At 36.2% G+C, this 20,819-nt stretch carries 20 protein-coding genes and 1 pseudogene; 11 read left to right on the forward strand and 10 right to left on the reverse strand.

Translation table 11 applies throughout. The features are described from left to right. Positions 1-67: 67 nt before the first annotated feature. Positions 68-520, forward strand: coding sequence for a Crp/Fnr family transcriptional regulator (locus tag HH_RS00820; protein ID WP_011115009.1), 453 nt, complete (start codon positions 68-70; stop codon positions 518-520). Here HH_RS00820 and HH_RS00825 read toward each other — a convergent pair. From HH_RS00825 to HH_RS00835, 3 genes are all read right to left on the reverse strand, one after another. Continuing rightward, positions 515-1,891 (reverse strand): MATE family efflux transporter, encoded by a 1,377-nt coding sequence (locus HH_RS00825; RefSeq protein ID WP_011115010.1) that lies wholly within the window; start codon positions 1,889-1,891, stop codon positions 515-517. The genes HH_RS00820 and HH_RS00825 overlap by 6 nt on opposite strands. Positions 1,892-1,904: 13 nt before the next feature. Beyond that, the gene (gene kdsB, locus HH_RS00830) at positions 1,905-2,630 is read right to left on the reverse strand and encodes a 3-deoxy-manno-octulosonate cytidylyltransferase (RefSeq protein WP_011115011.1); all 726 of its coding nucleotides are present in this window, start codon (positions 2,628-2,630) and stop codon (positions 1,905-1,907) included. Positions 2,631-2,698: 68 nt separating this feature from the next. Continuing rightward, positions 2,699-3,910 (reverse strand): HD domain-containing protein, encoded by a 1,212-nt coding sequence (locus HH_RS00835; protein ID WP_011115012.1) that lies wholly within the window; start codon positions 3,908-3,910, stop codon positions 2,699-2,701. A 134-nt stretch (positions 3,911-4,044) separates the two neighbouring features. Between HH_RS00835 and HH_RS00840 the strand changes: the two genes are divergently transcribed. The 4 genes from HH_RS00840 (at position 4,045) to HH_RS00855 (ending at position 8,512) form a co-directional block, all read left to right on the forward strand. Further along, on the forward strand, positions 4,045-4,224 hold the full coding sequence (locus HH_RS00840; protein ID WP_011115013.1) for a hypothetical protein: 180 nt from the start codon (positions 4,045-4,047) through the stop codon (positions 4,222-4,224). A 5-nt stretch (positions 4,225-4,229) separates the two neighbouring features. Further along, complete coding sequence (locus tag HH_RS00845; RefSeq protein WP_011115014.1) at positions 4,230-6,230, forward strand: FUSC family protein; 2,001 nt, start codon at positions 4,230-4,232, stop codon at positions 6,228-6,230. A gap of 73 nt (positions 6,231-6,303) precedes the next feature. Beyond that, positions 6,304-7,440 (forward strand): GDP-mannose 4,6-dehydratase, encoded by a 1,137-nt coding sequence (gene gmd, locus HH_RS00850; RefSeq protein ID WP_011115015.1) that lies wholly within the window; start codon positions 6,304-6,306, stop codon positions 7,438-7,440. 28 nt (positions 7,441-7,468) lie between these two features. After that, the gene (locus HH_RS00855) at positions 7,469-8,512 is read left to right on the forward strand and encodes a GDP-L-fucose synthase family protein (RefSeq protein ID WP_011115016.1); all 1,044 of its coding nucleotides are present in this window, start codon (positions 7,469-7,471) and stop codon (positions 8,510-8,512) included. A gap of 1 nt (position 8,513) precedes the next feature. On the opposite strand, the gene HH_RS00860 is transcribed toward HH_RS00855, so the two are convergent. The 5 genes from HH_RS00860 to HH_RS00880 all read right to left on the reverse strand — a co-directional run bounded on the left by HH_RS00860 (position 8,514) and on the right by HH_RS00880 (position 15,051). Beyond that, positions 8,514-11,642 carry an efflux RND transporter permease subunit gene (locus tag HH_RS00860; RefSeq protein ID WP_011115017.1) on the reverse strand — a complete coding sequence of 1,043 codons (3,129 nt, stop codon included), beginning with the start codon at positions 11,640-11,642 and terminating at the stop codon, positions 8,514-8,516. A 9-nt stretch (positions 11,643-11,651) separates the two neighbouring features. After that, positions 11,652-12,833 carry an efflux RND transporter periplasmic adaptor subunit gene (locus tag HH_RS00865; RefSeq protein ID WP_011115018.1) on the reverse strand — a complete coding sequence of 394 codons (1,182 nt, stop codon included), beginning with the start codon at positions 12,831-12,833 and terminating at the stop codon, positions 11,652-11,654. A 251-nt stretch (positions 12,834-13,084) separates the two neighbouring features. Continuing rightward, positions 13,085-13,582 carry an S-ribosylhomocysteine lyase gene (gene luxS, locus HH_RS00870; protein WP_011115019.1) on the reverse strand — a complete coding sequence of 166 codons (498 nt, stop codon included), beginning with the start codon at positions 13,580-13,582 and terminating at the stop codon, positions 13,085-13,087. A gap of 55 nt (positions 13,583-13,637) precedes the next feature. Next, on the reverse strand, positions 13,638-14,072 hold the full coding sequence (locus HH_RS00875; protein ID WP_011115020.1) for a YqaA family protein: 435 nt from the start codon (positions 14,070-14,072) through the stop codon (positions 13,638-13,640). A gap of 43 nt (positions 14,073-14,115) precedes the next feature. Beyond that, positions 14,116-15,051: a D-2-hydroxyacid dehydrogenase gene (locus HH_RS00880; protein ID WP_011115021.1), complete on the reverse strand. Its 936-nt coding sequence runs from the start codon at positions 15,049-15,051 to the stop codon at positions 14,116-14,118. A 63-nt stretch (positions 15,052-15,114) separates the two neighbouring features. Between HH_RS00880 and argB the strand changes: the two genes are divergently transcribed. The 6 genes and pseudogenes from argB to HH_RS09870 form a co-directional block, all read left to right on the forward strand. After that, positions 15,115-15,978 (forward strand): acetylglutamate kinase, encoded by an 864-nt coding sequence (gene argB, locus HH_RS00885; protein WP_034366463.1) that lies wholly within the window; start codon positions 15,115-15,117, stop codon positions 15,976-15,978. Continuing rightward, positions 15,975-16,454: a hypothetical protein gene (locus tag HH_RS00890; RefSeq protein WP_011115023.1), complete on the forward strand. Its 480-nt coding sequence runs from the start codon at positions 15,975-15,977 to the stop codon at positions 16,452-16,454. Before argB ends, HH_RS00890 begins: the two co-directional genes overlap by 4 nt. A gap of 15 nt (positions 16,455-16,469) precedes the next feature. Beyond that, positions 16,470-16,706, forward strand: coding sequence for a hypothetical protein (locus HH_RS09615; RefSeq protein WP_011115024.1), 237 nt, complete (start codon positions 16,470-16,472; stop codon positions 16,704-16,706). Further along, a complete protein-coding gene (locus tag HH_RS00895; RefSeq protein WP_011115025.1) occupies positions 16,687-17,268 on the forward strand; it encodes an FkbM family methyltransferase in 582 nt (193 codons plus the stop codon). The genes HH_RS09615 and HH_RS00895 overlap by 20 nt, the downstream gene beginning before the upstream one ends. Before the next feature lie 100 nt (positions 17,269-17,368). Next, on the forward strand, positions 17,369-17,551 hold the full coding sequence (locus HH_RS00900) for a hypothetical protein (protein WP_041308923.1): 183 nt from the start codon (positions 17,369-17,371) through the stop codon (positions 17,549-17,551). Further along, positions 17,544-17,678: pseudogene (locus HH_RS09870) on the forward strand (alpha-1,2-fucosyltransferase); the annotation flags it as partial. The gene HH_RS00900 and the pseudogene HH_RS09870, both read left to right, overlap by 8 nt. 77 nt (positions 17,679-17,755) lie before the next feature. On the opposite strand, the gene HH_RS00910 reads toward HH_RS09870, so the two are convergent. Together HH_RS00910 and flgD are read right to left on the reverse strand one after the other, a co-directional pair. Continuing rightward, on the reverse strand, positions 17,756-19,993 hold the full coding sequence (locus HH_RS00910) for a flagellar hook-basal body complex protein (protein WP_011115026.1): 2,238 nt from the start codon (positions 19,991-19,993) through the stop codon (positions 17,756-17,758). Further along, positions 19,990-20,811 carry a flagellar hook assembly protein FlgD gene (flgD, locus tag HH_RS00915; RefSeq protein ID WP_011115027.1) on the reverse strand — a complete coding sequence of 274 codons (822 nt, stop codon included), beginning with the start codon at positions 20,809-20,811 and terminating at the stop codon, positions 19,990-19,992. Before flgD ends, HH_RS00910 begins: the two co-directional genes overlap by 4 nt. Between the last annotated feature and the right edge of the window lie 8 nt (positions 20,812-20,819).

Here is a 20,819-nt window from a genome sequence, read left to right on the forward strand (position 1 = left end):
AATGCAAATGAAATCCTCTTTTTTGAGGGAGAGAGTATATTCCCTTCTTTTACTCCTTAAAGGCAAGGTGCGACTTTATAAAAGCAAAACAGATATTGATGATAACGAATGCACTTTGCATACTATCGCTGCACCCTCTCTTATTGCTGAAATGCCTTTTTTTATGCGATTAAATTACTCATCAAATGCACAATGTATGCAGCCTTGTGAAATAATCAGTATTCATTTTGAGACTTTTTATACACATATTTTACAAGATACACAAATGTGCTCACTTTTTATCACTTCTTTGTGTCAAAAAATACAAATCTTAGAATCTCATATCACTGCACATAATCAGAATCTCCAAACGCGTCTTTTAGCCTATCTCAAAAATCATAAAGCCCTACTTCCCACACAAACTCAAAGACAAATTGCCCAAAACCTCAATATCTCTCCAGAATCTCTCTCACGCACACTTAAAATACTAAAGAGCAAAGGTATCCTTGCCACTACTAAAGGTAAAATCACATTGCTATGATACCTTTTTACCAAGCACACCATAACGAGATTCATAAAAAATCACGCCTATAACGACAATACTTGAACACACAAGAGAAAGCGGATAAGAAAGCCACACGCCAAAAACACCATAATAATAAGACAAAACAAAAAGTAAAATACTCACAAAAATGAGATTATAAGAGAGCGTGATAAGAAAAGAGCTTTTTGGACGTTGGATTGATTGGAAAAATATTGCACTCACAATATTAAATCCTAAAAATATATAGCCTATAAAATACACTTTCATTGCTTCAAGGGTTGGCTCTAAAATCATTTCTTGCCCACTTTTTAAAAAAAGTTTGACGAGCATAGAATCTATACTCATAAATACTGCATAAACTAAAATGCCTAAAGCAGTAGCAAAGCCCACTCCAAAAGCATAAATCCCCCTCACTCGCTTCATCTCTCCAGCTCCATAGTTATAGCTTGCTACAGGCTGCACACCTTGAGCGCAAGAGAGTAAAATTGTAAAACAAACTACACCCACATACATCACGATACTATAAATAGCAAGATAGCTCACTTTCATCTCTTCGCTTTCAGCTAAAGCTTTCAATGTGTGATTAAACATAATCATTACAAATGCTACGCTAAGCTCAGAAATGCTTTGAGGCACACCATTTTTTGCAGAAGCAAACACAGCATTGAGTGAAAAACGCCATACAAAATAAATGCGCCCTCTTTTACGCACAAAATGGCTTAAAAGTATCATCATACCTAATCCGTGTCCCATAGCAGTAGCAAGTGCAGAGCCAAACATACCAAGCTCTAACACAAATAAAAAAATATAATTTAATACAATATTTGATGCAGAGCCAATAATCATCGCCATCATTGCCAAAATCGGGCGTTTATCATTAATCACAAAAATATCAAGCAAAGGGTGAAGCACCATAATCACAGCACTCAAAAAAATCACTTGCAAATACTCTACCACATAGGGCAGCACCAACTCATTTGCCCCAAGTGCAAGAGCGACTTTTTCTACGCAGAAAAAAAGAATTACGCCGATAATGACAGAAGAGAGGGTAGCAAAATAAAATACCGAGCTAAACATTAATCTTGCACGGTTATCTTGTCCTTTACCCAAAAAATACGAAGCAATAGAAGCAGCTCCTAAGCCAAAGAGTAATTCAAAAGCAATGAGAGCAGGAAATATAGGCCAACATAGCCCAATAGCAGCAAGTGCATTTTCACCAAGCTTTTTTCCCACAAAAATACCATCAATGGTTGAATAAGTCGAAAGCGCAAGCATTGCACATAAATTAGGGATAAAAAAATAAAAAAAGAGTTTGTAGATAGAATCTTTACGCATATCTACTTTATCATTTACGCTTACTGCACTCATTACTCTTTCCTATTTATTGATGTTTGAAATGCTCTATTGCTCTTTGATAATCCTGTGGAGTGTCAATTCCCACACTTTGGGTTTGCACTACTGCCATTGCAATAGTTTTACCCTGATAAAGTGCGCGAAGCTGCTCGAGTTTTTCTATCTCCTCTAAAGGGCTTTTTGGTAACGAACAAAATTCTTGCAAACTTTTTGCGCTAAATCCATAAAGCCCCAAGTGCCCCAAGTATGGATAAGTTTTCAATTCCTCACTCTGTCCATCTCGGCAAAATGGAATAGGAGAGCGTGAAAAATAAATTGCTTCATTGTGTGCATTAAGCACAACTTTGACAAGATTAGAATCTGCTATATCGGATTCACAAATAATTTTAGCTAAACTACCCATAAATGGCGTATGTTTTTTCATCAAATCTTGCAAAGTGCGTATCACAGAGGTTTCCAAAAATGGCTCATCAGCTTGAATATTAAGAATAATCTCATTATCGCTCAATCCGAGTTTTTTACTTGCCTCTGCACATCTATCTGTGCCGCTACTATGACTTTTAGCTGTCATTACACAAGGAATCTTATGTGTTTTACATACAGATGCTATTTGTTCATCATCACACGCCACCACAACAGAATCTACCTGCTGTGCATTAAGTGCTGTGCGCACGACCATAGGCAACCCACCTATATCACATAATACTTTTTTTGGGAATCGTGTAGATTCTAATCTTGCAGGGATAATAATCATTGTTTCTCCTTAATCTTTTACTTTAACGGCATTTTATCGCGTTTTATCTACCAATGTTTATATATTCATTAAGCAAAATCCCTAAAGATCTTACCTACATCTACACCTCTTATCACTTTTTGGGCGCATTTATCATAAATACCTTGTGCTCCATTTATTAAATCATCACTTGATATGCCGTGGCTTATAGAGATTTTTGCTTCCAAATACGCACTTAAATTATCAAATACTTTAAGAAACTCCCCATATATGCCATTGTATTCATTTTGATTGAATTTATCCATTAGTTCTTCACCACTTGTAGCATTATGAGGAAAATGCTCAATAATATAGCGATTAGCAAACTCATTTTGCGTAAAATAAATAATATCTTCTGCGATATTAGGTGGCACAATCGCTAGAATTTTCTTTTTTACAGCCTCTTCTTCAATCTCTTTAATAAGTCTATCAAGCCCTTTTACACTGCGTTTAATAGGCGAAATAATATCGCGTGTGAGTATTTCTGGTAAATCGTGAAATAATCCACACAAAAAATGATTAATCCGCATTTTCTCACAACAGCCTATGTCAAAACTCACCAAATACGCGCTTAAAGCTACAATAAGTGTATGCCCTAAGACTGAAGTAGCTGGGATCCTAGGTGTTTGACTCCAACGTTTTTGGAATCTAAGCTGCCCAAACATAGCAACAAGCTCACGCACATTCTCATAAAGCATAATCTGCTGCATACCTGCAAGATGATAATGCTCTTCAACTTGTTTATTGATGATATTTCGGATATTTTGCACATCATACATAAAAGGATTAAAATGATAAATAATATCAAACTCCCATTTAGACGCATAATAATGGGAAGCTTTAAGAATCTGTCGCTCCAAGCTGTCTTTTGAACCAAGCAAATATTCCCCCATAGAAGAGAAAAACTCATAGTCTTTCAAATCACATTCCAAACATTCACACACAAATTTAACGAGTTCTTTATTATGCGTCTCTCTTAGCTTGTGAAATACAGGTGGTTTAATATCTGTCAAAACAATGCGCTCAAAAAATTCAAAACAAAATTGTAATATTAAAGATTCCCAATCCACACTTTTACCGAGATTCTCCTCATATTTTGCCAAAATATAAGCAATGACAATTTTATGCGCTTGCTTATCAAGCTCCACAAATTCTACTGGTGTAGCTTGGTCATTCCAACGGCGAATACTTGCAGCAACAAAAATCCTCTTTAATAATCCCGCGCTCAAACGAGGGGCTTTAATTTTAGATGTATATGACATTATCCCTCCCTTAAGACACCAAGTCTTAGAAATGACTCATAAATCTATGATTGTAGCCGATTTTGCCTTAAGAAAATATGGTATTAAAAATGCTTAAAACATAAGCAAGAGAACAAAATATCAAAGGATAGAATATGAAATATATCAGTATTGTTATATACATTGCCTTTTCAATAGGTATATTGAGTGCGTGTAGTGCAAAACAAAAAAAGCCTATAGGTAATTTTCAAAGTGTAGAATGTCGCACGATTTGCAATAATAATCAATGCACACAGCAGTGTATTAGCGCAAGTGGAGATTATTATAAAAAATAATCTCTATGCACTTACATCTGTTTTCATCATTACATAATCTCATTTTTAAACGCTTTATTTATGTCTATGATGCAGGATTCTTTGGACTTATTTATGCCATTAAGGCAATGATTGCAATTTGTATTAGTGGAACGATATGCTACACTCTTCTTGGCGGACAAGTGCTTATTTGGTCTGTAATGATGGGAATGTATGTATTTTTCCTCAACGGCTTTAGAAGCAATAAAGATATGGATTGGAAATATCTTGTGCTTTTTGTTGCCTTTGTATGCGCGCTTATACCTATTTTTGGCATATGGGAAGAAAGCCTTTGGCTTATAATCCCTTCTATGATTCTTGCCTTTGGGATTGGGATAAGCGAAGTATATGATAGCGATTTGCCAAAAGTGCTTACTCTTGCACTCATTAGCGCGCTTGTAGCAAATATTTATGCGGGCTCTCACCCAGAAATCTCATTATGGCAGTGTGTAGTTGCGGCTTTTATCGGCGGAAGTGTGAGTATAGGCATACGGCTTTTTATTTCTTTTGGACAATATGGTAAGTTTATTCAAACACAATTTGTTGCTATGCTCTTTGAACTTTCAATGATGAGTGAGAATCTTGGCACAAAAGATTATGATACAATCAAAACTCAAACACTCAATCACATCTCTTTGCTTAAGTCTAAGCTTACCTCTGCCTCTGCTAAAATCAAAGATGCTCATCTTATCAAAAACCATAAACGCGCACTTTTTTATCTCTATAAACTTGAAAGTGTATGCTATGTGCTTGATTTAATGAATTATTATTTTTTACATCATCGCTCTACTTTACTTATTCAAGCACAAAAAGAAATGACAAGCAATCTTTATGAACTCTCACATATTTTTTATGGCAAAAAGCCCTCTATTACAAAAAAATCCCTCCTCAATGCTATGGAAAATAATGCGGATTCAGAATGGATTAACGCTCTTAAAATATTTTATTCCAAAATAGAATCTTTTACGCGACTTTCTTCTTTACAATCTCAAGCTTTTGTTGAAAATACTACCCCAAAAACTCTAAAGATTATGCGCGATGCTCTTGCGCATAATCCCTATCCACTGCTTTATGGTATCCGATATGCAGGAGCAATCGGACTTGCTATGTTTTTTGCACAATTTTTTCAGATTAATCACGGCGCGTGGATTGCACTTGGGGTAGTTACAATGATGCACCCAAACATCGGCACTATTAAGACATTGGGCAAAGATTCTATACTTGGAAGCCTCATTGGGTTATTGCTTGGTGTGAGCTTAGTATTTATAGCTTGGGATTCTCCTTTATTGTATATCATCTTTGTGCTCAATCTTTTTTTAGTTATTTATTTTAAAACTTATCCTTTTGTGCTATGGTCTTTGGTGCTTATGCTTGAATTTGTATTAATGTTTGCCCTTGTGGATAATAATTTCATTGAACTTATCGCCTATCGCTTTAGTGATATTTTACTTGGATTCTTATTTGCCTTTTTTATCTCTAAAATACTCTATCCACGATATAGTGCTGATGATTTGCTACCCCAAATAAAGCTTTGTCTTGAACATTTTGCCACACTCACTTTAGACTTAGAACAATCTCAAAGTAAAGTGCTTGAAGGGCAAAATAAACTTGTGCGAAGCCTTGATGAGCTCTCCTTGCTTATCACGCAAAGTCAAAATGACAAAAAACTTTACTCACCTCATACCTTAAAGCTTTTTGATGAACTTATGCGGGATTTTTATCAACTTAAAGAATCTCTTATTATGCTTTGTGAAAGGGTAATAGATAGAGAAAAAAAGCTTGAGACACTTTTAAACAATGACTTAAAAGCCCTTCGTGTGCGTTATGAAATGCTTTGTGCAATGATAGAATCTCAGCCTTATTATTTTAAAACAGATGAAGATGAGCGATTCTTGCTTAAAGATGAATCTATCTATCCTATTGTGCGTGAGATTTTTGAGCTACAAAATCGCGTTTATAACTTCTTGCACACCACACTTGGTAAATAAGGTGTTTTGAGATTTAAGCAAACCTAATCTACAATACATTTTTTAATTTTTATATTAAAATAAAAGGTTAAGAATGAAAAAAGCATTAATCACAGGTGTTACAGGGCAAGATGGAGCGTATTTGAGTGAATTTTTACTCAATAAAGGTTACGAAGTTCACGGCATTAAAAGGCGTAGCTCACTTTTTAACACCGATAGAATCGATCATCTCTTTGATGGACATCATAATAAGAAAATTCCATTTTACTTGCATTTTGGCGATATGACAGATTCTATGAATCTCACGCGTTTGATTGCAGAAGTCCAACCTGATGAAATCTATAATCTCGCCGCGCAAAGCCACGTAGCTGTAAGCTTTGAAACACCCGAATATACTGCAAATGCCGATGGAATAGGCACGCTTAGAATCTTAGAAGCAGTAAAATTCTTAAATCTTATTGACAAAACGCGCATTTATCAGGCTTCCACCTCTGAACTCTTTGGCAAGGTGCAAGAGATTCCTCAAAGTGAGAGCACACCCTTTTATCCCCGCTCTCCTTATGCAGTGGCGAAAATGTATGCGTATTGGATTACGGTGAATTATAGAGAAGCCTATAATATGTTTGCGTGTAATGGAATTTTGTTTAATCACGAAAGCCCTGTGCGAGGTGAAACCTTTGTAACACGTAAAATTACACGTGCAGCTTCTAAAATTGCACTCAATCTACAAGATAAGCTCTATCTTGGCAATTTAGACGCTAAACGCGATTGGGGACATGCAAAGGATTATGTCAAAATGATGTGGTTAATTTTACAACACGAAAAGGCAGAGGATTGGGTGATTGCCACAGGGAAAACGACACAAGTTAGAGACTTTGTGCGTTTAGCATTTGCCTATTGTGGTATCACATTAGCATTTCAAGGAAGTGGCGCAGATGAAAAAGGCGTTGTAAGTGCGTTAGATTCTGCTAAAGCAGTAAGTCTTGGATTAAATTTAGAGCATCTTAAAATCGGACAAGAAGTTGTTGCGGTAGATAAGCGATATTTTCGCCCCACAGAAGTAGATTTACTCCTTGGCGACCCAAGCAAAGCTGAAAAAGAGTTAGGCTGGAATCGTGAATTTGACTTGAAAGATTTAGTCAATGATATGATGGAGAGCGATTTAAAACTAATGCGCAAAGATGTGTATCTCAAAGAAGGTGGATACAAAATTATGCGGTATTTTGAATAATGAAGATTTTAATCATATAAGGAAGCAAATGCAAAAAGATTCTAAAATCTATGTTGCAGGGCATAGGGGACTTGTGGGGAGTGCAATTTATAGAGAACTTCAAAATCAAGGTTATACTAATTTACTGATTAAAACCCATAAAGAGCTAGATTTGACACAATCGGAGTGTGTGAGTGCATTTTTTGCCAAAGAGCAGCCTGAATATGTATTTTTATGTGCGGCAAAAGTGGGTGGGATTCTAGCAAATAACACTTATAGAGCGGAATTTATTTATGAAAATCTTGCCATTCAAAATAATATTATCCACAATGCGTATATAAGTGGTGTGAAAAAAATGCTTTTTCTTGGCTCAACTTGCATTTATCCCAAAAATGCCCCGCAACCCATTTCTGAAGATTCTTTACTCACAAGCGAGCTAGAATACACTAATGAACCTTATGCGATTGCCAAAATTGCAGGACTTAAAATGTGCGAATCTTATAATCTCCAATATGGCACAAATTTTATTTGCGCAATGCCAACAAATCTTTATGGCGAAAATGATAATTTTGACTTGGAAAAATCTCACGTTCTCCCGGCTCTTTTGCGTAAATTTCATTTAGCAAAGCTCTTATCTCAAAATAAACTCCAAGAAATAATGCAAAATCTTGGCTTTAATGATGAGACAACAACACTAGCATATCTCCAAAGATTTGGCATAAGCGCAGAACGTATAGAAATATGGGGAAGTGGCAATCCCAAAAGGGAATTTTTATATGTGCAGGATTTGGCAAACGCGTGCGTGTTTATTATGCAAAATTTAAACTTTAAAGATTTATATGCCAAAGATTCTACACAAATCCGCAATACGCAGATTAATATCGGCACAGGCGAGGATATTTCTATCAAAGATTTAGCGTATTTAATCAAAGAGATTGTGGGCTTTAAAGGGGAGATTTGCTTTGATACTAGCAAACCCGATGGCACAATGCGCAAATTAAGCGATGTAAGCAAAATCCAAACTTTGGGTTGGAAACATACATATTCGCTCAAAGAAGGAATTTTAAAGACATATCAAAAAGTCTTTAAATAATTTAGCTCATTTTATTTTTAAGCCATTGACTTAACCTTGCAATATAACTCCAAAAGAGCGGAATAAAAAATATTGCTATAAATGTTGCCGCCATCATTCCGCCAATAACGCCTGTGCCAATAGCGTGTCTTGCTGCACTTCCCGCTCCTGTGCTTAAAACTAAAGGAAGCACGCCTATGCTAAAGGCAAGTGAAGTCATAATGATAGGACGGAATCTTAATTTCGCAGCACCTATGGCAGATTCCATAATACCCTTACCCTCTTTTTCGTGTAAATGCTGGGCAAACTCAACGATTAAAATTGCATTTTTTGCTGAAAGGGCAATCAACATAACTAATCCAATATTAAAATATATATCATTATCAAGTCCGCGCAATGTTGTCGCTACTACTGCACCAAAAACAGCAAATGGCACAGCACTTAACACAGAGAGCGGCATAAGCCATCGCTCATATTGGGCACAAAGAATCAAAAATACAAAGATAAGCCCAAATATAAATGCAATCTCGCCTGTGCCACTTGCATTTTTCTCTTGATAACTTGTGCCTGAATAAGCAATAGTATAACCTTCTGGCAACACTTCTTTTACTAATTGCTCAATCACACGCAACGCATCACCACTTGAATACCCCTCACTCTCATTAGGATTGCCAACAATTTTTGCACTTGTAAAGAGATTAAATCTATCTACAATATCTGGTCCAATAACGCGCTCAAAATGCACAAGCGCACTAATAGGGATTAAATCGCCATTGCCTGATTTCACAAAAATGCGACTTAAATCTTCTGGAGATTCTCTAAACTCACTTTGTGCCTGAACATTTACTTGATAAGTTTTGCCATAGAGATTAAAATCATTAACATAATACTGCCCAAAAGTGCTTTGCATAGTGGTAAATACATCATCAATATTGACATTGCTTGCCTTTGCGCGTTCCCTATCAAGGGTAAGATGATATTGTGGGATATTTGCACTAAAAAGACTTCGCACGCCAACAAGCTCTTTACGCTTATTAGCTTCCATCACAAGAAGATTTGCGTATTTTTCTAAGTCTTTAATACTTCCACCATTTCTATCTTGTATATAAATCTCAAAGCCGCCCACCGTGGATAAGCCCATAATCGCTGGTGGTGTAGTTACAAGGGAAAAGGCATCAAGACTAGCATTAAATACACCCATCATCTTTTTAGACATCTCAAAAGAACTCTCATTTCGCTCACTCCAATTTTTAAGCGTTACAAAAATCACTGCCCCTGAAGAGCGTGCTGCACTTGCAAGCATATCAAAGCCTGAAATTAAAAAACTATAATCCACATTTGGATTTTGCTCTAAAATAGCCAAAGCTTTTTTACCCTCTGTAGTGGTGCGAGAAAGTGAAGCTGCGGGTGGCAGCTGAATAAAACTTATCATACTTCCTTTATCTTCACTTGGCACAAGAGAACTCGGCAATCGTGAAAATAGCCCCCAAGTAACCACAATAATTGCCACAAAACAAAGTAAAAGAGCTGAGCCTCGCCTTAATGCTCTTCCTATTTGCATACCAAATTTATGCGTAAGCCAATCAAAAAAATCATTGAATCTCTTTACAATATAAAATGGTTTTGGTTCTTTTGCCTTAAGGATAGATACACAGAGTGCGGGAGTAAGTGTTAGGGCTACAAAGCCAGAAATGACAACTGAAATAACAATAGTAATGGCAAACTGCTTATAAATAGCCCCACTAAAGCCACCAATAAACGCCACAGGAATAAACACCGAGCAAAGCACAAGCACGATAGCCACTACCGGTCCTTGAATTTCACCCATAGCTTTAAGGGTAGCTTCTTTTACCGAATATTTTTCGCCATTTGCCTTTGTTTCAGTATGCAAGATTCTCTCCACATTTTCTATCACAATAATCGCATCATCAACAACAATCCCAATAGCTAAAATAAGCCCAAAAAGTGTGAGGAGATTAATTGAAAATCCAAGCGCATACATTCCTGCAAATGTGCCAATAATTGATACGGGAATAGCAATTACAGGGATAATAGTTGCGCGGAAATTTTGCAAGAAAAAATACATAATAATGACTACAAGCACGATAGCTTCAATAAAAGTTTTTCTTACCTCTTTAATAGAAATTTTCACAAAATCAGTTGTATTATAAACATTTTTATAATGTAGCCCTTCGGGAAAATTTTGTGAGAGCTCTTTCATTTTTTTCTCTACATTATCTGCGACATCAAGTGCATTTGCTCCGGGTTGCAAGGCAATACCAAATGCTGCGGCATCTTTGCCATTAAATAATGGGCTTACGCTATAATCTTTTGCTCCAAGCTCTATTTTTGCCACATCTTTAAGACGCAAAGCTGAACCATCATTATTTGAGCGGATAATGATATTTCCAAACTCCTCTGCGCTTACAAATCGCCCTTGTGTTGTTACAGAATAAGTAAAGGCAATATCACTGCGCACGGGTTCTTTACCAAATGAGCCTACTGCAAATTGTGAGTTTTGTTCGGCAATGACTTTTGCCACTTCTGAAGGCGTGAGATTATTTTGTGAGAGTTTATCAATATCAAGCCAGATTCTCATTGAGTAATCTCTTGTTCCAAAAGGAGTTACATCACCTACTCCGGGCACACGTTTAAGCTCATTAATAACATTTAAAATACCATAGTTTGCTACAAAAGTTGCAGTATAGGCAGGATTATCTGAATACATCGCATATACTCCAAGCATAGTAGAAGATCTTTTACGCGTAGTAATCCCCACTCTTTGCACTTCTGTTGGTAATTGGGCAAGAGCTGCTTGAACGCGATTACTTACATTGACTAATGCCATATCTGCATTTGTATCATTACTAAAAAATACACTCAGATTCATTACACCACTTGAAGTTGAAGAAGATTTCATATAGAGCATACCCTCTACCCCATTAATACTATCTTCTATAATACTTGCTACCGTATTTGCCATCACTTCTGCACTTGCACCACTATAAGTAGCCTGCACCATAATTTCATTTGGCACTACTTGTGGATATTCCTCTATGGGTAAAACAAACATTGAAATACAACCCACAAGTGTAATGACGATTGAGAGCACCATTGCAAAAATAGGACGATTAATACAGAATCTTGACATAGCTTCTCCTTATTTTTGCTCTTGTTTTTTATCTTGCATCTTGTTTTGATTTTCTTGCGCACCCCCTTGAACATTTGTGGCTTTTTTGGAATCTACTCCTATTGGGCTAAGTGGCACGCCTTCACGAATTTTTGAAAGTTGGTTTAATACAAGAGTATCACCATTTGACAATCCGCTTGCAATAAGCACTTGATTATTTCGCAGATTCTGTCCGAGAATAACACGTGCAATTTTCGCCTTGCCTTCTTTAATAATATAGACATAGCTGCCTTGAGAATCTTGTAAAAGCGCACTTTGAGGAATAGTGATAGCATTTTGAGCTTCAAAACCCTTTAAGCGCACTCTCACAAATTCATTAGGTAGGAGCTTATGTTCTTCATTATCCACAATTGAACGCGCTTTAACTGTGGAAGTCTGGGCATCAAGCACACTATCAACAAAATCAAGTTTGCCTAATTTGTCATATACTTTGCCATTACCAAGCACAAATTCAACCTGAATACGCGCATTTTCTAATCCACGCATCAAATAATAATCTGTATTAGGAATGGCAAACTCTGCGTAAATTGGGCTTAATTGCGTAATGGTCGTAAGCACTTCTTGTCCATTTGCACCTACAAGATTCCCTACATCATAGCTACGCATACCAATTCTACCGCTAATAGTCGCTACTACATCAGTATAGCCTAAATCAATTTTTACATCATCAAGCGCAGCTTGTGTGCTTGCCACATTTGCTTGAGCAGAAAGAAAGTTTGAGCGCGAAGTATCATATTGGTCAATCGTATAAACACCCTGTTTATAAAGTTTTTCCACACGTTTCCAATCGCGATTTGCCTTGATAAAATTTGCCTCTGCAGATTGCCATTGTGCTTTAGCCTGATTCACTTTTGCAATATAACGTGCAGGGTCAATCTTAAAGAGTAATTGCCCTTCTTGAACAATATCACCTTCTTTAAAATTCTTTGAAAGCAGCACACCTTGCACTCGTGCATATACACCTACACTTTGGATACTTTTTAATCTTGCAGCATATTCAAAACTCAAGCTTACATTTTGATGAGCAATATTTAAAGTTTCCACTTTAAGACTTGGGATTTCTTTACCTTGCTTATCAGAATCTGAACAAGCCATAAAGCCTAACATAAGGCTAAAAGCTATACTTCCAAAAATGATATTATAAAAACGCATTAAAATTCCTTTCTATTTATGAAATTGAGCGATTGTATCGTTTTTTTTTTTTTTGCAATATGCAATCATAAGCCTTGTTTGTGAAATCAAAATGAACTATATAAAGTAAAATCTCCTATCGGCATTTTAAGTAAATCTAAATAAACCTAATATGCGATGATTCTAAAATATATGTAATAATTTACACCTTAAATATTTTAGAATCTTATAAGCAAGTATGAGGATTGTTGCTTATTGCCTTGTGCTTAAAATTATGCAAAATCTTTTAAAAGCAACTCTTGTGTATTCATTACACTTACGCCTTTATCAAGCACTACTTGAGCAATATCTTGCGCCTCTTTAAGAGAGTGCATTTTTGCCGTGCCACATTGATAAATATTAAGCTCGGGTATGTCTTTTTCATCACAAATACGCAATACATCTCGCATACTTGATTCCCACGCTTCTTTTACATTATATTCATTTGGTGCACCTACCACACTCATATAAAACCCTGTGCGACAGCCCATAGGCGAAATGTCAATAATTTCCACACGCGTGTTATTTAAATGCTCTCGCATAAAACCTGCAATCAAATGTTCCATTGTGTGAATACCTTTTTCACTTAATAGCTCACAATTTGGGCGCGTAAAACGCAAATCAAATACACTAATTGTATCGCCTTTTGGTGTTTGCATAGTCTTTGCAAGACGCACTGCAGGAGCTGGCATTTTTGTATGATCAACCTTAAAACTATCAAGTAATGGCATAAGAGCCTCCTTACATTATTTTAATTGATATTTTAACATCAACAAAACAATAATTTCATAACACAAAAGGGAGAAGTAATACAGCATATCTTAACATCTTCCCAAAAGCAATACCAAGTATGCTTAAAATCTGCGAATAACGAATAATACCAAGCACAAGTGCAAATATATCTCCTACAAAAGGCATAAAAACTAAAAAAGCATATATAAAACCATAAACTCGCACACGCGGAGCAAGGATAGCTATTTTATCTTTTGCTTTGGGGAAAAATCTTGTAATAAAAGGCTCTCCGCCATAATATGCTAAATAATAAGTGCTTAAGCTCCCAAGTGTATTGCCCACACTTGCGATAATCCACACTTTTAAAGGTTCAAATCCAAATGCCACAAACCCTATGACAAAAGCTTCAGATCCAAGTGGATAAAGTGTGCTTGCTATAAAACATATAAAAAATAAGCCGACTAAACCATATTCATAATATTCAACCATAATTTTAGCTTATGAGTTATAGAATCTATGAAGATTCTATAAATTATGCTTTTTGTGTCAAAAAATCACGAATATTTTGTGCTACAAGTGTGAGCAATCGCTCTCTTGACTTATCATAAGCCCACGCAACGTGAGGAGTAATAAGAAGTTTATCAGCAATTGTTTTATCTAAAAATGGGTGATTTGCCTCCATAGGCTCACTCTCAAGCACATCAGTAGCAAAATACATCAATTTACTTTTTAATATTTGGGCTATATCTTTTTCATTCACAATCCCGCCTCGCCCCACATTAATAAGCACTGCCTCATCTTTAAGCAAAGGCAAATTTGTGCGATTAATGAGATTTTTTGTCTTATCATTAAGCGGCGCGTGAATAGAAATAATATCACTTTGGGAGAGAATCTCATTTAATTCCTTGCGTGTAAAAGCACTTTGTGTATTTTTACCGCTTGTGGAATAATAACTCACCTTTGCTCCAAAGCTTTGAGCAAGTCTCGCTACACGCTGTCCTATACTCCCAAAACCAATAATACCCCATTGCAGATTCTCAATTTCTCTTAATCCACCATTAATATGAACAAAAATTTTACTCCTAGCCCACGCTCCACTCTTACAATATTCATCATAATAATGCAATCTCGCTAAAAGATTTAATGCCATACTTAAAGTATGTTGAGCTACAGAAGTGGTAGAATATCCTGCTACATTTTTTACTTCAATCCCTCTTTTTGCTGCATAGTCTAAATCAACATTATTCATACCTGTGGCAGTAATGCAAATCAATTTGACATCAGGCAATGCGCTCAATACACTCTCATCAAGCACTACTTTATTTGTAATAAGAATCTCCGCTCCCAAAGAACGCTCTATACGCTCATTTGGCAAGGTAAAACCATAGCTTACTACCTCTCCTAATGATTTTATCTCACTCAAATCACACGCACCTAAAGTATCCGCATCAAGTATAACCATCTTCATCACTTGTCCTTTATTTAGATTTTAAGATATAATAACATTTCATTTTTGAATAAGGCGCAAAATATGCAAAAAAATGCAAGAGTTGTGAAAATATTACTAGATTCACTCCCATTTATTAGAATCTTTCGCGGGCAAATCATTGTTATTAAATATGGCGGTGCAGCTCAAATCAATCCACAGCTCAAAGAAAAATTTGCCCTTGATATTGTCATAATGTATATGCTTGGCTTAAAGCCTGTAATTATACACGGTGGAGGAAAACGCATTAATGAAATGCTTGATATTATGGGCATAGAAAGTGAATTTTATAATGGTTATCGCATAACAAGTGCTGAATGTATGCGCGTGGTAGAAATGGTGCTAAGTGGGGAGATTAATAAAGAATTAACTGCTTTTTTGAATTTTCACGGCGCAAAAGCTGTGGGTATGAGCGGCAAAGATGCACATTTACTTCAAGCAAAAGCAAAAGATAATGGTGCTCTTGGTTATACTGGTGAGATTACAGCAGTCAATCCTAGTTTTTTGCTCAATGTTATTAATGATGGTTTTGTGCCAATTATTGCGCCTATTGCTACAGGAGAGGGTGCGGGACATTTGGGCTATAATATTAATGCTGATATTGCTGCGTGCCATATAGCCAAAGCCTTGAGTGCAAAAAAAATTATTTTTCTTAGCGATATTGCAGGTGTGCTAGATAGCAACAAAGAACCTATTTCTTCGCTTACCCCCTCTGATATAAAACAACTTCAAAAACAAGGTGTAATTAATGGCGGTATGATACCTAAACTTGAAGCGTGTGTAGATTGTGTGCAAAATGGTGTAGAAAAAGCTCATATTATTGATGGACGCATAGAGCATTCGCTTTTATTAGAACTTTTTACCACGCAAGGTATAGGTACAGAAATTTACAATGGACAGGATAAATGACACTCCAATCTTATAAATATAGCTTTTTAGAGCGATTATGGCTCAAACTTGAAGCACATTCGGCAGATAAAAATACAGAAAATATTGTGATGATTTTACCTGTGCTCCTTTTTATGCAGAAAAAAGAACTTGAAACGCGTCTGGATACGCTACCACAGATTCTAGAACATTATCTCAAACCTCATCTGATTCAGCGCGTTTTTAGCCATATTGTCATCAAACTCCAAAAATACACGCAAGATGAAGAGCTTTTTATGCAAGAACGACAGGAAGCTTTTGAATGCCTCTCGCAAAATATTCAGCTTTACACGCTTGTTATTGATATGTTTGATAATCAAGAAGATAATCATAACTTTGAACTTATTAAACAAGTGGTGCGCAAAAAATTTGATGAAGATTATGAATTAAATCAAGAGAATCTACGTTTGCTTGCTTATCAAGAAAAATATTCACAAGAAAACACATCTTCATCTTAACATTAGGAGTTTTATATGTTTGAACTATTCCCTATCAGAATGCGAGAAAAACTTATCAAGAAGTTGCAATATTCACTTGGCATAGGCTCTGGATCTTTTGTAAATGACAGCGGGGAGGAAAAAGTAATAAAAATTGCTTCCTCTACTTTTACCCCACAAAATGCACCTTTATATATTTTTGATGTAGGGGCGAATGTCGGTAAATACACAAGTTTATGTTTGGAGCATTTAAATGGGGGGGGGGGCAAGTAACACTCAAATTCATTGTTTCGAACCTTCTCAACATACTTTCAACATACTCCAAAACACACATTCTAACAATCCCATTGTCCATCTCAATAACTGCGGTTTAGGTGCAAATGAGCAAACAATGACTCTTTATTCTGATGGACCAGCTTCAGGACTAGCAAGCCTCACTAAAAGGCGACTTACCCATCATAATATTGATTTTTCTCAAAGTGAGCAAGTGCGTATCATAACGCTTGATAATTATTGTGCCAATGCTCATATTCCACACATTCATCTTTTGAAAGTTGATGTTGAGGGACACGAACTTGATGTGTTTAATGGTGCTTTAGGTATGTTTGAAGATGATAAAATTGATATGGTTACTTTCGAATTTGGTGGGTGCAATATTGACACACGCACTTACTTTCAAGACTTTTGGTATTTTTTCAAAACCTATAATATGAATATTTATAGAATCTTGCCTAATCAACGTCTCTATCATATTACTTCATATAACGAATCTCGTGAGCAATTTGATACCACAAATTATGTAGCTATCAGCACAAAATATGGAATTTTTAAGTAAGGTCTAAATTTGGTTGTTTCAATTTGGGGCGGACTTGGCAATCAAATGTTTGGCTATGCTTTTGCAAAAGCATTAGAACACTTTACAAAACGAACATTTTGTGCGACTTGGCAAATCTTATTATGAGAGGGCATTTGCTACTTTAAAACAATATATCCCAAATGCACATTTGTTTATATTTAGCAACGACATTCCCTATTGTAAATCTCATTTTACTAAGAAAGCCGCTTCAGATGAACATATATCTACACAAGGACTTGAGTTTAGTTTTATAGAAAAATGATGAGGGTAAGGCTGCGCAAGAAATGGAACTTATGCGTTCTTGCGAAAATGCTATCATTGCTAATTCCACATTTAGTTGGTGGGCAGCATACCTCATAGAGAATCCACACAAAATAGTCATTGCACCAAGTGTATTCTTTACTAAAGCAAACCCTCTACACCAAACCTCACTCATTTTGCCACGAGAAGAGGTAACCTTATAGTATTAGCGTTTCAAATTGAGTGCTTCTTTAATCAAATCATCGCCAGTAGTAAAAGCTCTCGCATTCATTGAATATCCACGCTGCATTACAATAAGCTCTGTTAAGGCATTTCCTACATCAACATTGCTTGTTTCAAGATGTTTATAGAGCACAGAGCCATATTTGAGGTTTAAGCCCTCCCAACCCAAAATTGGACGCCCACTAATTGTATTTGCATTGCCATTAACGACCATTTCTGTCATTTCAAAGAGATTTCCACCTACTTTTCTAAGCCCTTGGTCATTGACAAAAGCTGCAATCCCTATACGTCCCATAGGTTCATATGCACCATTATCAAAAGCTAAGAAAATAATTCCATCTTTATCAATACGCACGTCACGCAAATGCCCTTCAGTTCGCCCATCTTGGTCTTTACCCAAAATTGCAGAATCTCTATATACAAAATTAGAGCTTTTAGAATCTTTTGTCCCTGCAATATTATACTGCACACTCTTATCTCCAAATGCAAGTTCTACAGGCTCAGCTACAGGATTCCCATCAGCATCAAATTCAATAGTATGCACCACATAATCAGGACTTACCATAATTTCTCCGTGTTGATCAAACACAGCCGAATGCACCTCCCATTGCTCTCTTGTGGGGGGTGAAGATTCAGGATTGCCTGAAGAGAGCATATAATAACGACTTTGCACAAGAAATTTCTTGCCACTTTCATCATAAATCTCAACATTAGTTTGATAACTTGGCATTTGGATAAAATCGCTATGAAAGCTATCACCATATATTTGCTGCCACCCGACATTATCAAGTTTTGGGTCACTTGAGCCACTATCTACTATTTTACGATATAAGCGCCCATCATAATTGACAATATCGCCGACTTGATAAGTTGTATCTTTAGCATAGTTTGAGGGAAGATTAGATTCGGCATTCCCTAGCTCTTCCCAATTTCCTTCATTAATAGGATTATTTCCCGCTTGATTAATACGGCGGTAAATTTTGCCCTCACTTGCCACTATATCTCCCTCAAGATAAGTTGTATTATCATTCCATTCAGGGAGTGCTCCAGTATCAAGAATGCGCCAATTATCACTATCTACAAAAGGGTCTTCACTTTTTCCCAACTCGCCTGTGCGCATAAATACTGCACCTTTATACTGCACAATAGCATTCTTTTCATACGCCTTATTTGGATTAAAATTTACACCTACACCGCTATTAAAATGGTCATTTTTGCCTTTAAAGCCTAATTTTTCAAATAAACTTCCCCCGATTTCAATATCAAGATTCTTATAAGAATTATTGCGTATTTCTAAACTCACTTTTTCACCTACTTTGCCATCTGGAGTTCTGCTGACTTCCAAATCTAAGCCTGCTTTATCGCGAAGTAGATTCTTTAAATCATTTAATGTATGAAATTCTCCTTCTTCTGCCCCACCTTCCCCATATTTAAAGATTAAGTTTTCTTTCTTACCTTCTTTATTGATAGTAATGCGCACTTCTTTATAAGTTGAAGCATTAAGTGGCATATCATCTGCGGCAAAGGCATTTACATCTGTATTCATAAAACGTTCAACATCAAACTCGCCTTCTTTATCTTTAAAAAATGCCACTGCTGAAATTGCATTCTCATTTTTATTCAGATTAGTGCTTACATCAAGCTTTGTGGTAAGCACAGGACGATAATAGAGGTTTTGAGGAATATGCATAGGAGTGAGTTTGCCAGAAGAAAGGGCTTCAAAGTCTTTTTCTTCATCTTTATTTGAAGTATAAATACCATCTTCTATCTTGCCTAAATCCACTCCATACATATAATATCCACTTGTATTAACAATATAGCCCTCGCCATCACGTAGAAATGAACCATCACGCGTAAAATAATTTTTTTGCTTTTTCTCATAGCCATCATCTTTAATTTCAAATGAGCCACTTTTTTGCTCACCTACAATGAACCAGCCTTTGCCCTCATAAGCGACATTAAACTCACCATCAGTTGCCTTATAGCTTCCACTACGTGTAGAAATAGCATTGCTTGATTTGGTTGCACCATAATTCATATCATTATTAATAGGAGAATCTGCATTTAAAAAATCCATATTATTAGCAAAAAGCGTTTCAAATTGCGGTATATTCTCTCTATAACCAATTGTATTGACATTGGCAATATTATTTGAGATAGAATCTAATCCGAATTGATGCGTTTTTATGCCGCTATAAGAATTAACAAGCGTCCCATTCATAGTGTATGTTCCTTGTTGTAGAACTCAATAGCACTCTCAAGAGGCAATATCATATCACCCATTCTTAACATTGGCGAGCCTTTATCAAATATAATACTTTGCACTTCGCCCCTACCTACACGAGCAGTGTGATATTGTTTTGTATGCTCATCAAGATTATATTCTGCCCGAATATTATATACGCCATCATCAACTTGCCGCCCCTGATTATCAAGACTATCCCAAGTAAATTCTAAATAACCATTTTGGTTTGCTCTATCTTTAAGAGAAATGCTTTTTATCATTTCATTATTACTATTAAAAATATATACCATCGGGTCGCCCTTTTGTGCATCTATCTTTTGGTCAAAATAAATAGAAAATTTCACTCCCTTACCTTTTTGAACATTAACACCAAATACATCAGTTTCTGCTATTTTACCTATCATAGAAACAGAATTAAGTGCATTGAGTTGGGCAGTAGCAACATTTGATTTCGCACTCTCTTGCATACCAAGATTGAGTGCTTCAAGAGATTGTTTCATTTGTTCTTGAAACTCTTTAAGCTCTTTATTCGTCTCTTGTGTGCTTTTCATCGCTTCTGCAACTTCTACCATCGTCTTTTTATTTTGCTCTTGCATTTCCACTTGTGTAAGCTGGGCAGTTTGTGTGATAATTTTATCTGTCTCCATAGGCGCAGTAGGATCTTGGTTTTTAAGCTGTTCTAAAAATAATCTCATAAAAGCATCATTGTCAAGCTCATTGATATTGCGCACTTTTTCTTTTTCTTTGGCTATTTTTGCCGCGCTGCCTGTAACTTCTGCTAAATCAATCGCCATTATTCGCT

Source organism: Helicobacter hepaticus ATCC 51449, from assembly GCF_000007905.1.
In the GTDB taxonomy this organism is placed as follows: Bacteria; Campylobacterota; Campylobacteria; order Campylobacterales; family Helicobacteraceae; genus Helicobacter_C; species Helicobacter_C hepaticus.